The 15,091-nt window shown below is 39.9% G+C and carries 11 protein-coding genes; 1 reads left to right on the top strand and 10 read right to left on the bottom strand.

Annotation, left to right across the window (positions count from 1 at the left end; genetic code table 11):
- Positions 1–311: 311 nt before the first annotated feature.
- The 9 genes from ATH1_RS0114425 to ATH1_RS0114385 form a co-directional block, all read right to left on the bottom strand.
- Positions 312–1,019, bottom strand: coding sequence for an FkbM family methyltransferase (locus ATH1_RS0114425; RefSeq protein ID WP_010423074.1), 708 nt, complete (start codon positions 1,017–1,019; stop codon positions 312–314).
- A gap of 19 nt (positions 1,020–1,038) precedes the next feature.
- Positions 1,039–1,161 carry a hypothetical protein gene (locus ATH1_RS22495; RefSeq protein WP_280959771.1) on the bottom strand — a complete coding sequence of 41 codons (123 nt, stop codon included), beginning with the start codon at positions 1,159–1,161 and terminating at the stop codon, positions 1,039–1,041.
- 154 nt (positions 1,162–1,315) lie between these two features.
- Complete coding sequence (locus tag ATH1_RS0114420) at positions 1,316–2,311, bottom strand: alpha/beta fold hydrolase (protein WP_010423072.1); 996 nt, start codon at positions 2,309–2,311, stop codon at positions 1,316–1,318.
- Positions 2,312–2,869: 558 nt separating this feature from the next.
- Positions 2,870–4,528 carry a type I restriction-modification system subunit M gene (locus tag ATH1_RS0114415; RefSeq protein WP_010423070.1) on the bottom strand — a complete coding sequence of 553 codons (1,659 nt, stop codon included), beginning with the start codon at positions 4,526–4,528 and terminating at the stop codon, positions 2,870–2,872.
- A 166-nt stretch (positions 4,529–4,694) separates the two neighbouring features.
- Positions 4,695–5,168 carry a GxxExxY protein gene (locus ATH1_RS0114410; RefSeq protein ID WP_010423067.1) on the bottom strand — a complete coding sequence of 158 codons (474 nt, stop codon included), beginning with the start codon at positions 5,166–5,168 and terminating at the stop codon, positions 4,695–4,697.
- 40 nt (positions 5,169–5,208) lie between these two features.
- Positions 5,209–8,172 carry a type I restriction endonuclease subunit R gene (locus ATH1_RS0114405; RefSeq protein WP_010423065.1) on the bottom strand — a complete coding sequence of 988 codons (2,964 nt, stop codon included), beginning with the start codon at positions 8,170–8,172 and terminating at the stop codon, positions 5,209–5,211.
- A gap of 786 nt (positions 8,173–8,958) precedes the next feature.
- Positions 8,959–9,993, bottom strand: coding sequence for an NHL repeat-containing protein (locus tag ATH1_RS0114400; protein WP_010423063.1), 1,035 nt, complete (start codon positions 9,991–9,993; stop codon positions 8,959–8,961).
- Between the two features lie 299 nt (positions 9,994–10,292).
- Entirely contained in the window at positions 10,293–13,016 is a 2,724-nt protein-coding gene (locus ATH1_RS0114395) for a TonB-dependent receptor (RefSeq protein ID WP_010423060.1), read from the bottom strand.
- 267 nt (positions 13,017–13,283) lie between these two features.
- Positions 13,284–13,466, bottom strand: coding sequence for a hypothetical protein (locus tag ATH1_RS0114385; RefSeq protein ID WP_010423055.1), 183 nt, complete (start codon positions 13,464–13,466; stop codon positions 13,284–13,286).
- Positions 13,467–13,702: 236 nt separating this feature from the next.
- Here ATH1_RS0114385 and ATH1_RS0114375 point away from each other — a divergent pair, with 236 nt between their 5' ends.
- Positions 13,703–14,719 carry a branched-chain amino acid aminotransferase gene (locus ATH1_RS0114375; protein ID WP_010423052.1) on the top strand — a complete coding sequence of 339 codons (1,017 nt, stop codon included), beginning with the start codon at positions 13,703–13,705 and terminating at the stop codon, positions 14,717–14,719.
- A 31-nt stretch (positions 14,720–14,750) separates the two neighbouring features.
- Here the strand turns inward: ATH1_RS0114375 and ATH1_RS0114370 are convergent, their stop codons facing one another.
- Positions 14,751–15,008: a DUF4834 family protein gene (locus ATH1_RS0114370; RefSeq protein ID WP_139035444.1), complete on the bottom strand. Its 258-nt coding sequence runs from the start codon at positions 15,006–15,008 to the stop codon at positions 14,751–14,753.
- Positions 15,009–15,091: the final 83 nt, after the last annotated feature.

Genomic DNA, 15,091 nt, shown 5'->3' with positions numbered 1-15,091 from the left:
CTGTCATTCTGAGCGGAGCGAAGAATCTAAAATCAATTAAAGCATAATAAATTGCATCATTCCAATAACTTAGACTAATTTTATACGAATGAAACGAGCATGGCAAGGTTTGGCACAAAAGAACATGTATAAAACTCAATCATGCGAGTTCCATTCGGCCAATAACTTAAGTAAATTATATACGAATGAAAACACTATAGATCAATCATTGGTTGATAGATTTTAATGATGAGGCCTACGGAAGAATGTTTGGTTCAACAGAGCCTCCAATATCAAGCGTATGCAAGCAACGCCTGCTCGTAGGCTAAGTGCTACAGGACGTTTTCTTTAATAAATGATATTTCTTCGAATGAATCAGAAATTGCAAATATTTTATATCCATTATGATCCAATTTCTTAATGGTTTGTTTAGATTTAAGATTTCCGTTTTCAACAAGTCTGTCATGAAATTCAATCAAAATTTGAGTGATTGATATTTTGGCGTTTAATATATCTTCAATTACATCATATTCAGAACCCTCAATATCCATTTTCAAAACGTCAATGTGTTTATGGCCCAGTTCATTCATAATATCTCCTAATGATTTCATTTCTACACTAACTTTTTTCATAATGTCAATGTTTTCTTGAGTAATAATACTACCTGAAACATGCTCAGGGTTTTTAGGAAGATAAAAATCAACAAATCCACTTTTATTACTAATTCCAAACTCATAAAAATGAAATTGCTCAGGTAATTTTTGCCTTTTAATCCAACTTATTGACTTTGGAGTCGGATCGAAACCAAAAACACGACAACCATGATTTTTAATTAACGCATTATCAAATGATATATCTTCACCAATTCCAAAAGAATATATAATGGAATTTTCGTTGAGGAATTCAGGACAAATGTAAAAACCTCCATATATGTTACCATACCATATATGATTACATTTTACCTTTATTTTCAAGTGCGAAAATTTTCCGGTTTTTTTTAAAATAAAGTGCCTGGTTTTTGATTTGATTTTTGCTATCACAATGTTTGTGTCTTTTGTTTTAAATGCCCGAACCGGTTAGCTTAAGCCCTCTAAGAACAGTGCCACGATAGATATCCAGCATCGGTTCTCGTTGCAGTGCAGGTATTTTACCCACTGTTTTGGCTGTTCCCTTTCCGCTCAAATATCACCTAAGTTAAACGATACGAGTTATGCGAGGTAAAGCTTTGCTTAGGTTGCAGTTTGGCACTGACTTTTATTAAAAGCATTGACCTTTAATTTAGCACTGAACTCCCTATTTCTTTTAACCGCTGTTAGTGGGGGACAACTTCATACATCTACTTTTGTAAAAATTCAGTCAACGGCTTTATAAATCTGTCAAAAGTTTCTATATGAGGAAGGTGGCCTACGTTTTCCAGTTCTACCAATGTCGAGTTTGGTATAGCTTTCTGGGTTTTCTTTCCCAATTCGTTGTAAAGCCCCATTTTCGACTGTATGTCTTTCGGGGCTCGTTCTCTACCTATGGCTGTCCTGTCGCGTGTACCGATGATAAGCAGTGTCGGACATTTAATGTTTCCGAATTCATACACTACAGGCTGGGTAAAAATCATATCCATAGTAAGGGCTGCATTCCATGCGATAATGGGGTAATCTTCGTGCAACGTCCAACCCGCTAAAAGGTTGAGCCAACGGTCATATTGAGGCTTCCAGGTATTATCATAATAATATTTCAACTGGTAGTTGCGATAGCTTTCTACTGTGTTTTTCAATTCACTCTGATAATTCGCGTCAATGGTTTGATAACTTGTCAGAGTTTTGTAATCCTCCAGACCGATCGGGTTTTCCAGAATGAGTTTAGCGGTCATTTCAGGATAGGATAATGCAAATCTTGTGGCAAGCATTCCCCCCATTGAATGGCCTAATACATTAATTTTATTGATTTTCAGACTGTCGAGAATTGATTTGGTGTTATGAGCCAACTGCTGAAAGCTGTATTGGTAGTTTTCAGGTTTGGTGGATTTTCCAAAGCCAATTTGGTCGGCTGCGATTACACGAAAGCCTTCTTTACTCAGCGCTTTTATGGTTTGTTCCCAATAAGCTATACTGAAATTTTTGCCGTGCATGAGCAGTATTGTCTTTCCATTAGGATTTGACGGCAACACATCTACATAAGCCATTTTCAGGTCTTGTCCCTGCGATTTCAACGGATGAAATTTAACCTCAAAAAGGTAGTTTACAGTCGTAAGGTCTTTATCCAAAGCCACCAATGTATCCTGGGAGAAGCATGGAAAATAAGTGATGATCGCTAAAAGTAATAAGATATTTGTTTTCATCAGTATAAAATTTAATTATTAAGGTCGGATGGAACTCGTATCCAAGAACTTATACATGTTCTGTTGTGACAAACCTTGCCATGCTCGTTTCATTTCAGTATCAATTTTACTATCAGTTCTTTGCCTTGTTGTACCGGACGAGTCAGCAGGGGTAAAATCCTCCTTCCCCCTAAGAGCTTTACCCCGACGAAAAACAGGGGCACGCTGTGATAGTTAATGCATTGGACTACCATTTCTTCAAGTGCTGTTTTAAATCAATATTTTCTGACTATCGATCATCCTGTTTTGTTTGGACATAAATTTACAAAAAATAACTGAACCTGATATTGTGCTCTCTTTTACAGTTTGCCTGCAACGGTTATCGGTATGGTTAGCTGCCGATTTCGAAGCACAAATTTATTTTGTTTTTTTTGAGTGCGGGCAACCCTGAACCCTCCTGAAAGGAGATACTCGTGCCGGTTTTAAGCTCTTTGCTTTGACGAAGCGTTGGTTGAAGCGTTGGCCTGAGGAGCTTTGGTTCCGAAAGCTTTCGGAATGCTTGCTAATAGCATTGGCCCATTATATCGGAGGAAGTCCAAGTTCCTCTAAAAATTTATTGTGTGTTTCTCTTGCTTTTTCAATATCTTTTTCAATATCAACAAGTTTTTTGTTTACTTCCTGCAAGTCAATTATTTCTTCTTCGAGCGACGTGCTTACATAGCGTGAAATATTCAAATTGAATTCGTTTTTCTCTATTTCATCCATTGATACCCTGCGGGAGTAGCGGGTTTCTTCTTTGCGGTCGCGGTATGCTGCAACTATCTTTTCGATGTGTTCAGGCAGCAGGTTGTTTTGTCGCTTTCCTTTTTCAAAGTAGTCAACTGCATTGATAAATAAAACATCGTCAAACTTTTTGCACTTCTTTAAAACCAATATGCAAACGGGAATACCGGTCGAGTAAAACAATTTTGCAGGCAGACCTATTACCGTGTCAATGTTTCCGTCCTTTAGCAATTTTGTTCTGATGCGTTTTTCTGAACCGCCCCTGAATAAAACACCATGAGGTAGAATGATTGCCATTGTTCCCTCTTTACTCAGGAAATGAAATCCGTGTAAAAGAAAAGCAAAGTCGGCTGCTGACTTAGGAGCAAGACCGTAACTTTTGAAACGAAAATCTTCTCCCATTGCTTCTGTTGGTTCCCAACGATAACTGAAAGGCGGATTGGCAACAACAGCATCAAACTCCATTTTTTTAGCGGGATTCATTTCATTTAAAATATCCCAATCGTTAAGCAACGTGTCCCCATGGTGGATTTCAAACTCAGTGTCCTTCAAGCCATGCAAAAGCATGTTCATACGAGCTAAGTTGTATGTGGTAATGTTTTTCTCCTGTCCAAAAATTTTACCGATTGTACCCCCTGCTTTTATCATTCTGTTGCGGACGTTGAGTAACAACGACCCAGAACCGCAGGCAAAGTCCAACACTCGTTCAATTTTTTTCTTTTGGCCTTTGCTGGGGTCTTGGCTATCAAGCGTTACAATGGCAGAAAGTATATCAGAAATTCTTTGAGGAGTATAAAACTCACCTGCTTTTTTGCCTGATCCTGCTGCAAATTGACCGATTAAATATTCGTAAGCATCACCAAGAATATCTGTGTCTGTGGAAAATTTATTTATGCCTTCAGCAATTTTCTGAATGATGACACACAGTTTTTTATTCCGTTCCGGGTAATTCCTGCCAAGTTTATCGGAGTCCAGATTGATTTCCGAAAACAAGCCTTGAAAGGTACTATCAAACGATTCTGTTTCTATGTGTCTAAAACCATCTTGTAACGTTCCAAGCAAGTCTTCACTTTGGGTTTTAGCCAGGTATGCAATATTATTCCATAAGAATTTAGGCCTAATAACATAATGAACCTTACGGCGCATTTGCTTTTCAAACTCCTCAATATCGTTAGGATTTTGTTCATACCAAATGGACAAGGATGTTTTGCCTCCATTTCCATTTAAAACGGGGTAATCTTTCCCTAATTCCTTTATGGCTGCCGCTTCGTAGTTGTCGCTTAAATAACGCAAGAACAGAAACGAAAGCATATAATCACGAAAATCATCTGCATTCATTGCTCCACGCAATTCGTCTGCGATTTTCCAAAGGGTGTTTCCAAGATAGTTGTGATTGGGCTTGAGATTGGGTTTGAGACTGGGCATGCCCAGTCTGTACGGTTCGTTTGCTGTCATGTTATTTCAATAATCTTCTATTTTCTGCTTTAATTAAAATCTTCATTTGCTGAATGGCGATTTGATTTAGTTTTATGAGCCGTTCTTTCTGTATTTTCTACCTTTATTTTTGCCATATCCTTTATAGTTTAATTGCAGCTAATTTGCCAGTTGTCTGCACTGTGATTCATTTGATTTTTGGATTACCTTGATTTTTCTGTTTGAACTTTTTGTTTGACACTCTTTTAAATTCAAGGCTTTTTGCTCCAAAGTTAATAAGTAACCCCACTTCCAAATCATAAGCTTCCAAATAGTTGATGGCTTGAGCTAAATGCACATCTTCCAATTTTATCAGGGCTTTAATTTCAACAGAAACTACACTTTCTACCAAAAAATCTACTCGTCTTGTGCCTATTTGTTGTTGTTTGTAATACACCGGCATTTCATATTCCCTGCTAAATTCAATTCCTGCATCCGACATTTCTATATCCAATGCCCGTTGATAAATTACTTCCTGAAAGCCATTACCCAATGCAGAATGAACCTTCATTGCACAACCAATAATCTTTCCTGTTAATTCAGAATGTTTGTAATTCGTCTGAACTACTGGTTTATTGGATTTCTCTGATGACTCAGATTTTAATGTCTTTCCATTTTCCATATCTATCAAATTAAATCATTTAATCATATAAATCAGTGGTTCAGACATCATACGCTTTCAGTCCTGATATTTCTCGCCCTTCGGCTTGTTTTTTTAATAGTGGAATCAAATCTTTCATCAATGCTAATTCTCGTTTGGTGCGTTCTTTCCAGCCCAAGTCAAAGGGAGCAAAAAGTTCACTTAACTTATCGGCATCAAATATCATACGGCTTAAAATGCTATCGGTAAATTGTTGCAGCGCAGAAAGTTCCAATCCATTTTTCTGTGCAACGCGGGCAAACTCTTTGGCTATTTTTTCCGCTTTAAATTGTTGGTAGCCATCTTTAATTTCTTGTTCAGTCAGTCCCTTGCCAACTTCTAATGTATTAATGTAATCAATAATATCTTCCCGTTCTTCCATCAGGTTAGCACTGCTACTCAATACACCAATCAATTGATCACGGGTCATCTTCTGCTTTTTCGGCGTGCCCTGCGTGTATTTGGCAATCAGGTTCATGATGTAGTCGTAATCCACCAAAGCAGAAGCAAACAACACAAATTCAAAATCAAGCTGTTGAACGTTTTCAGGGGCTCTGTCGCCTTCCCTTTCCTGAACTTCTTTGAGTTGCTTGGCTATTTCCAGATACGAACTGCGGAACGAACGCAATTGATCTTCAGGCATTAGTTCTTCTATCTTTTCCTTTTGTTCTTCGTTCAGGTCAGTGTATTGGTCAAGCTGTGTTCTCAGCCGTTGCACTTCTTTAAAACGATTGATAAACTCAACACGGGCAGCATCACCTTTTATATTGTAAACTTCCTGTGGTTCTGCCGCGATGTTTTTTGATTCCATCCATTTTTCCATCGCTTTTACTGCCTCCTGGTACTTCTCAATTATTTTCGGTGCCGGTTCAACCAGCCAAATTTCTTTGGCTCGTCCGGTGTCTTCTCCGCTAAATAAGGCAATAGCTCTGTCCACTTCGGCTTGCTGTTGGCGGAAATCAAGTATGTTTCCGTAAGGTTTGGTGTCGTTCAAAATACGGTTGGTGCGACTGAATGCCTGAATCAGTCCGTGGTATTTCAGATTCTTATCCACATATAAGGTGTTCAGGTATTTGGAATCAAAGCCGGTAAGCAACATATCCACCACAATCACCATATCAATTTTGTTTTTGTGCGGATAGTCGGTATTGCTAAACATTTGAAATTTGATGCGTTGCTGAACATCCTGATAATACAAGTCAAACTCGTTGATGCTGTGATTGGTTCCGTATTGCTTGTTGTAATCGGCAATGATGTTTTGCAGGGCTTTCTTCTTTTTTTCGGGTTCAACCTTGTTGTCCTCTTTTTCCTGCTGTAAATCTTCCTGCAACTGCTGCACATCTTTGTTTCCGTCGGCAGGCGGGGAAAATACACAAGCAATGTTTAGAGGACGAAAATCCGGATTTTCTTGAGACAGGGCATGCCCTGTTTTTACAAACAGGTCGTAGTATTCAATAGCATCATTAATAGAAGCCGTTGCCAATAAAGCGTTAAAGCGTTTACTGTGCGTAGATGCATCGTGTTTTTTTATAATTGCATCGGCAACCGCCGTTATATGTTCTGTACTGCCTATGGTAATGTTTTTCCCGGGTTTGAAATAGTCAATATGAAAACGTAAAACATTTCTATCTTCAATAGCATGGGTAATCGTGTAAGCGTGCAGTTGTTTTTGAAAAATATCTCTGGTTGTTACATAAGAGCCAACAGTTCCGTCAATTTGTTTGTAAATGGCGTTATCTTCAAAAATGGGTGTACCGGTAAAACCGAATAGCTGTGCATTGGGAAAAAATTCTTTGATAGCTTTATGATTTTCGCCAAACTGTGAACGGTGGCACTCATCAAAAATGGATACAATTCGTTTATTGCGAAGCGGTTCCAGACGTTTCTTGTATTTGTTCTTGTTGTTTGGGTCTAATGCAAGTCCTAATTTCTGAATGGTTGTAACAATTACTTTGTTGGCGTAGTCGTCAGAAAGTAAACGTCTTACCAGCATTTCGGTATTTGTATTTTCTTCGACGCAATTTTCCTGAAATTTATTAAATTCTTCACGGGTTTGACGGTCAAGGTCTTTGCGGTCAACTACAAACAAGCATTTTTCGATGTCGGGATTATCTTTAAGTAAAGTAGATGCTTTGAAAGAAGTCAGTGTTTTACCGCTTCCTGTGGTGTGCCAAATGTAGCCGTTGCCTCGGTTTTGGTGAATGCAGTCTACAATGGCTTTTACCGCATAAATTTGGTAAGGTCGCATGACCAATAGTTTTTGTTCGCTTGCAACCAAAACCATATATCTGCTAATCATTTGCCCCAATGAGCATTTGCTCAAAAACTTTTCAGAAAAGTCGTCTAAATGTGTGATCTTTTTATTGTCCGTACATGCCAATTGGTAAATGGGCAAAAACTGTTCATCAGCATTAAAACTGAAATGAGTATTGTTGTTATTTGCAAAGTAGTAGGTATTAACACGGTTGCTTACAATAAACAACTGCATAAAGCAAAGCAAAGAATTGGTATAGCCGTTTCCCGGGTTGCTTTTGTAGTCCACAATTTGCTGCATGGCTCTGCGTGGGCTTATTTCCAGACTTTTCAATTCAATTTGAACAACGGGAATACCGTTAATCAGCAAAATCACATCATAGCGATGATAGCTGTTTTCAGTATTTATCCGAAGTTGATTGACAACTTCATAATCATTCTTACACCAGTCTTTGATGTTCACTAATGTGTAATGCAATGGCGTCCCGTCTTCACGCATAAAAGTATTGATTTCTCTTAAGCGTTTTGAAGCGGCAAAAACGTCAGCATTTATAATCTCATCCCTTAATCGATAAAATTCGGAATTAGTTAAATTTACCCGATTCAATGATTCGAATTTCTCGCGGAAATTATTTTCAAGAGAAGCTCTGTCCCGTATGTCAGGTCTATAACTATATTTCAGGTCAGTCAACTTAGCAATTAAACTTTCTTCAATTTGAGTTTCTTTAATCATTATTCTTCTTTCAATAAATCTTTTGGATTGACATCCAATATTTTTGCTGTCTCTTAAAGTACCTCAAGTCTTGGTTTTTGCCGGTTTTGTACGTATGAAACGAGCATGACAAGGTTTGTCACAAAAGAACATGTATAAGTTCTTGCATGCGAGTTCCATCCGACCTTAATAATTAAATTTTATACGGATGAAATTACCATATTGTAGCTTTTCCCCAACTTCTCAGCCTACCAAGTCTGCTTGATGCCTTCTCTTCAAGCACTTCTTTGATTCGATTCATTTCTATCAAATTATTTTTCAGCTAAAATATAAAATTATCTCATAAAACAATATAAAATTATCAAGTTGCTCCGGGGACGTCGGCAGAATTGCACTCTTTGGCAAAACATTGGTTACAACGTAGGCTCGTGAGGCTTTGCCAATGTGTGCAATGTGGGTAGAATTTCTTTCTTCTTTTTTGCTACACCCGCAACAACCCGGTTGCGTCACCCCAATAACGTTATTGCGCCGGTCATAAAAATTCTGTTGCGTTGCTCTTTAGGGGCCGTTCCTCAATCCTTCGGTCCCCTATTCCTTAAAACATAATTCTCAGAGAGCCCCCATCCAATATCGAGGGAGTGTAAGCAACGTTTGAGCGAAGGCTGAGGGGAGGAGTTTTGATTTCTATAGCCCGTCCGTGTCAACCACCGGAAATCAAAACTCCCTGACTCATCAGTTATGGATTCCTATCTGCCAGACATTGTCCCCAAAATCCCATCTGCAAGAAGATATTCAGAAAACTGCTGGTTATTTAGGACAATCCACTTTCAGTCCCAAAGCCTCAGCTATTTCCTTCCACGAAATTGCAGTGATGCTGCCATCGTTATGTACAGGATAGAATACCCCGTTTTTGAAGTTTCCGAATGAATGCTGTGTTAAGGCCACCCCATCGGTATTCCGTGTGACTTCTCCGGCAAAGCTTCCCATATACTTTAGTGTTTTGCGGTCGAACACGGGGAACCAATTGTTCAGGACATCCTGATCGGTTGTTATGTAATAGCCGGATGTATCTGCCTTGCAAGACCATAAAGCGATGCCTTCCGGTTCGTATTTGAAATATTTGTTTGGGATGGCCTCGCCGGTAAATTCACCTTCGGTTGTATAAATTTTAATGTTCCGCTGCATTTCATATTCATCGGCAATCAGCAGGCGGTTAAGAGGACGATCAACAAGGATGGATTCCACCTTGTACAAAACGCCGCTGCCTTCTGTTGCCCCAAAAGCCTTGAGATGCTTTACCTGAAGTGTTGTATCGTTCACATTCAGGACAAAATGGTGCACCCGGTGGAACAGACTGTCAACCGGAGGGATGCTTTCACCGGCCAACTCATAATTGTCTGTTACATAAAGCTCATATCCATTTTCTGTTTTGTCCATGGCAATACCATAAGGACGAATGAGCTGTTCCTGACCAAAAAAGCCCAGGGAATTTAAAGATGGCAACGAAAATACCTGAAGCCGGTGATTGTCGCGTTCTACAATAACAGCAAAGGAATCGATAACGGCAATCCCGTTGGGACGCTCCATTTGTCCGATGCCCTTCCCGGACTCACCAAAAGTTGTTATTTTTTGGCCGTTTGCAGCATCGAAAATAATAACGGTGTTGCCTTCTTTGGCGGTAGCAAGCAGCCAGTTTTGTCCGTCTTTGCCATGCCATAACGCCGGACTGTCAACATTGTCCGATTCATCACGCTGCGTGTGAAAGGCTTCTTTTAAAACCTCTTTTTTTGCACTTGTTGACAGCTTTTCCCTGCTGATCAGGGGATGAACAATAAACAACACCAAGAATGGAGAGTGCGATTACTGAAATAACTAAAATGAATGTTTTAACAGCTTTGAATTCCATAATAAAATGATTTACAATACTTTGTTATGCTTTTCAAAAAATCTGGTAATATGTGCTCATCCATAAACCCGCAAAGATTAATCATTTCCAAAACAGCAAACGTTCATCACAGTTCTCTTTTAATATAGAGTCTTTGCGTCATAGCGTCTTCGTGTTTTGACTTTTCTTAACTGACTATAATTACATCTATCCTGCCGTCAGGCATATAAAATCTATCGATAGATTGGTTTAAGGACTAAAAATTAAATTTAACGCCCAAATTTCCCCACCAGGAGTAAAACTCCTGCTGTTCAGGTCGTGATGATGTTCCGTTATAGTACCGTAAAGGCGCATTGGTTAAATTCATAACCTCAGCAAAAACACTGAAACCATTCGAAATTTTCTGACTGGCTGACACATCAAGCTGAAAGCGCTCGTCGTAGTACCTGTCTGATTCACTTGTTTCCCGGATTTCATCGATGAAAGAACCAGCATAATTAAGTGATATCCGGCTGGTGAAACCTCTCTTTTCATACGAAAGAGCAAAATTGGCTACGTTTTCTGCCTGTCCTGGCAGACTTACAGTTCTCTGAGTGCCGCCTACAGTGGTAAGATCGGCTTCGGACCAGGTATAGGTGTAGTTGGCATAAATACCGAAGCCATTGGCAAAGCCGGGCAGAAAATCAAGTTGACGCTGAACGTTTACTTCAAAACCAAAAAGTTTTGCATCATCACCATTGACCGGCTGTGTGGTTTCATATCCGGTATAGGGGCCTGTTCCAGAATAGTCGAAATTACTGACAAAAATGAAGTCTCTGATCTTTTTGTAAAACAATCCTCCCGAGATAATTCCGACGTTACGGAAATAATATTCACTCATAAAATCAAGGTTCATAGAACGGGCCGGCTCCAAATCGGGATTTCCCATCTCTATTTCTTCATCTTCACGGTTAACAATTCTGTAAGGCGCAAGATCGAAATATCTTGGCTTGGCAAATGTATTGGTCCAGGCCAGTCTTAACTTCCCGTTTTCTCCCATATTGTAAGTAAAATGAACCATGGGCAGGAGAAAGTCGAATGAATTGTCTGCTTCTGCAGAAGTAATCGGGGTAACCAGGTCTCCATCTTCATTGAATTCTGTAACATTGGCTGTGTAATCAACATTCGTTCTTTCATATCTTAAGCCTAATAACGAAGAAAAATTACCGGCAGTTACTTCAGTCATCAAATATCCGGCATAAGTATTTTCCGTTGCATCGTAATCTTCGGCATTGGACCCTTCCACCGAATCATCTTCTTTCAGTTCGAAATCCGACCTGTGATCATTAAAAAGACTTGTTACAGTGCTCCTGTTTGGAAATTTCCCGACACCATTTTCATATTTATTATCAAGAAAATCATTATCTACAAAATCTCCCAACATTTCAGGAAAAGTAACCGGCCCATTGTAGTCGTAAATGCTTTCAGTAATATTCCGGTATTTACTTTTGAACCGTCCCAGCCCCCCATATTTAAGATATCCGAAAACATTCGGCGATAGCTGATAATTGGTTTTCAGGTTTAGGCGAACCGTGAAGTGTTGGTCAGTGGTTATCTCTGAAGCATCACCAAATTCATCGAACTCATAAAGGGCGTAATTATACGGGTCTCCACCTGCTGATGAAAACCGGGGATAGTCGGGGTCTGTACGATCAAAGGTTATAAAATCACCCATGTCGTCTTCCATTGTATAGCTGATTTCCCTGTCGTCGGGAGTGTTTTGGTCGGAGTATGAATAAGTCAATGCATAATCAATAGCTGTAGCCTGACTTATCAGATGATCACCCCCGACCGATACAGAAATAACCTGCTGTTTCTCCAATCTGTCTTTGAAATCTCTTGCCAGTTCATCCGCGGCAATAACAAAACGACGGCGGTATTCCTGATCGGAGAAAAAATTATAGCTGCCTTTCATATAGATTACAGATGAGGAATTAAACCGATAATCAATGCCGGAAACAATGCCTAACCTTTCACGGGTCAATTCGTAATCACGTAGTTCCAATCCTTCCAGTTCTCCCTCATCATATTCCATTTCATTATTGTCCGAAGCCCTGTTGGCTTTATTATAACTTCCCGAAATCATGTAGCCAAACTGGTTTCTGTCTCCACTTCTGTTTCCGAACGATACAGCACCCTGTCCTGAAACAGGCGATAAGTCCTGTACCTGATTATTATAACCACCACTGGCGGTAACGCTAAAAATCCGGTTATTCGAAACGGCAGATAATGTGTTAATATTGACAGAACCCCCGATGGCGTCCCCATCCATGTCGGGTGTAATCGCCTTCGTTACCTCAATGCTTGACAGAATATTGGAAGGGATCATGTCAAGAGCCACCGTACGGGCATCTCCCTCGGGGGCAGCAATTTGTTCTCCGTTAATGGTTATGTTACTCAGGTTAGGGTCTGTTCCTCTTATTTGAACATATCGGCCTTCGCCCTGGTCGCGTTGGACAGAAATTCCGGGGATGCGTTGCAAGGCTTCGGCGACATTCTGGTCCGGGAAACGACCGATAAGATCGGCCGAAACAATATTTTTAATGTTAGGTGCATTTTTTTGTTGGTTAAGCGCTTTGGCCTGGCCATGCAGCGCTGATCCAACGGTGATGCCTTCCAGCATGATGCCACCTTTCATAACAAAATCTTTTGTAACGGTTTCCCCTGCTTTCACTTCAACTGTTGCTTTTTGAGTGTCGAACCCGATAAAACTAACCGTGAGTTCATGCGTTCCGGCGGGAACATTCGTTAGCCGGTACAGCCCCTCAGCATCAGTGACGGCTCCTTTTTCCAAAGCTTCAATGTAGACATTGGTTCCGGGAAGAGGATAACTTTCTGTATCAACAATCTTTCCGGTAATGGTACCATTTCCCTGAGAAAATACATTGAAGGCCAGAGCATAAAAAAATAAAATTGTAAAGAGTAACCTGAGTGTCTGCATAGCAATTAGATTTTAAAAATGTTAATTATGCAAAACAACACCGCACGTCTTATCTGACAGTTAGGAAAATATAAATTGAAAGTTATTTTAGCAGTTGAACAAAGCAAACCATGGCTGCCTGCTCAAAAAACAGAGAAATATATCCTCTTTCGGCACGCATTAATCAAGCAACTCACAAACAGCACAATAAAACCAAATACAGCATATTGACTCATTTTCAAGGTTCAACAAATTGGTTCTTTTTGAAATACAAAAGTTAACAAACTGTTAAATAATCTTTATTGCAGGTATAATGGCATTAAGGCTTTTATCTATAAAAAATTTCTTTACGCCTTGAGGGGAACTTATATGCAAGAGGCTGTCTAAAAGTCCTTTTTTCTCTGTGCAGCTCTGTGTAGCTAATTGAAAAACATCACTGGCGGCAGCAAAGATTGAATTCAGTTTTTCCAAAGAATTACTTTTTAGACACCCTCCTTTATTGTTTCAATCTTCACCATGCCCTTCTCTTTCATCCAATCTTTTCTTTGCGTTTTTACGTGGAATAAAAAACAGATAAACACATATCACTTCAAAAAAATTAATATTTAACCCAAATTAAGCCCTGCTGCTGACAACCATCATATCTGTTTACGGAAAATTCCTTAACTTTAGCCGCATTATTATTGAAAAAGTAAAGCAGAAAAATCATGAACATAGACTGGTCAAACTTATCATTCAGTTATCTGGATACCGACTACAATGTCCGGTGTTATTATCGGAACGGGAAATGGGGCGAACTGGAAGTTTCTTCCTCCAATCAGATTAATATTCACATGGCCGCTACCGCACTGCATTACGGGCAGGAAGCGTTCGAAGGGCTGAAGGCCTATCGCGGCAAAGATGACAAAATCAGGATTTTCCGTGTTGAGGAGAACGCACGTCGTATGCTGTCATCATCGAAGGGCATAATGATGGCCGAAGTTCCGGAAGCGTTATTTGTGGAAGCCGTTAAAAAGGCCGTATCGCTGAACAAGAGATTTGTTCCGCCTTATGAGTCGGGCGCCTCTCTGTATATCCGTCCGCTGTTGATAGGAACAGGCCCAAAAGTTGGTGTTCAGCCTGCCGACGAATATTTATTTCTTGTTTTTGTGACACCGGTAGGTCCTTATTTCAAGGAGGGTTTTAAGCTGACCAGCGTGGCGGTGATGCGTGAGTACGACCGTGCCGCTCCCCGTGGTACAGGTAACATTAAGGTTGGCGGAAATTATGCAGCCGGTCTAAGGGCCGGCATGCTGGCCAAAGAAAAAGGTTATTCGGCAGTACTTTACCTCGACAGCCGCGAAAAGAAATATATTGACGAATGCGGCCCGGCCAACTTCTTCGGAATAAAAGACAATACATATATTACGCCCGAATCACGTTCCATCCTGCCGTCAATTACCAACAAAAGCCTTGTCCAATTGGCCAAAGACATGGGCTTGAAAACCGAGATTCGTCCCATCCCGTTTGATGAGGTCGACACTTTTGAGGAAGTGGGACAATGCGGAACGGCAGCTGTCATTAGTCCGGTAGGAAGAATAGACGATCTGGACAACAATAAATCCTACAGTTTCTCAAAAGACGGCGAGCCCGGACCCGTTACCAAAAAATTATACCATAAATTACGTGCCTTACAATACGGTGATGAGCCCGATCCTTACGGATGGGTAACCATACTCGAATAATAAAAAAAGCGCCGAAAAACCGGCGCTTTTTTTATTTTATCTCTTCATAGTCGACATATTCTCCTCCATGTGAATCTTTATCATTCCTTTTTTGCTTCTCAGGATCGTACTCAACGGTCACCTTTCCTTCTTCCTTCTTTTTCCGGTTAATGTATTCCTCATGGGCATTTTCCTGTCTTTTTTGCATTTTCCGGGCCTGCTTGGAAATAAACAAAGGCATCAGATAACGAAAAACCAGTTTAAAGACATAATATATCAATATGGTGTAAATGATAACTCTAAACAGCATGATCATAAATTATTTGTACGCTCGTAAAACGTGAACGTCAATTTTACTTTTCGTTAAAAAAATCTCCAAAAATAAGACGCTTT

Origin of the sequence: Anaerophaga thermohalophila DSM 12881 (genome assembly GCF_000191885.1) — a bacterium.
Taxonomy (GTDB): Bacteria; Bacteroidota; Bacteroidia; order Bacteroidales; family Marinilabiliaceae; genus Anaerophaga; species Anaerophaga thermohalophila.
Note: the sequence above shows the minus strand (reverse complement) of the source record. Positions and strands in the feature narration are given on the sequence as shown.

What these genes read in the sequence shown, in the direction of transcription:
- ATH1_RS0114410 (WP_010423067.1), bottom strand. Translation starts at nt 5,168, where the DNA reads ATGGAAAATGGAAAGACATTAAAATCTGAGTCATCAGAGAAATCCAAT.
- ATH1_RS0114370 (WP_139035444.1), bottom strand. Translation starts at nt 15,008, where the DNA reads ATGCTGTTTAGAGTTATCATTTACACCATATTGATATATTATGTCTTT.
- ATH1_RS0114405 (WP_010423065.1), bottom strand. Translation starts at nt 8,172, where the DNA reads ATGATTAAAGAAACTCAAATTGAAGAAAGTTTAATTGCTAAGTTGACT.
- ATH1_RS0114375 (WP_010423052.1), top strand. Translation starts at nt 13,703, where the DNA reads ATGAACATAGACTGGTCAAACTTATCATTCAGTTATCTGGATACCGAC.
- ATH1_RS0114395 (WP_010423060.1), bottom strand. Translation starts at nt 13,016, where the DNA reads ATGCAGACACTCAGGTTACTCTTTACAATTTTATTTTTTTATGCTCTG.
- ATH1_RS0114415 (WP_010423070.1), bottom strand. Translation starts at nt 4,528, where the DNA reads ATGACAGCAAACGAACCGTACAGACTGGGCATGCCCAGTCTCAAACCC.
- ATH1_RS0114420 (WP_010423072.1), bottom strand. Translation starts at nt 2,311, where the DNA reads ATGAAAACAAATATCTTATTACTTTTAGCGATCATCACTTATTTTCCA.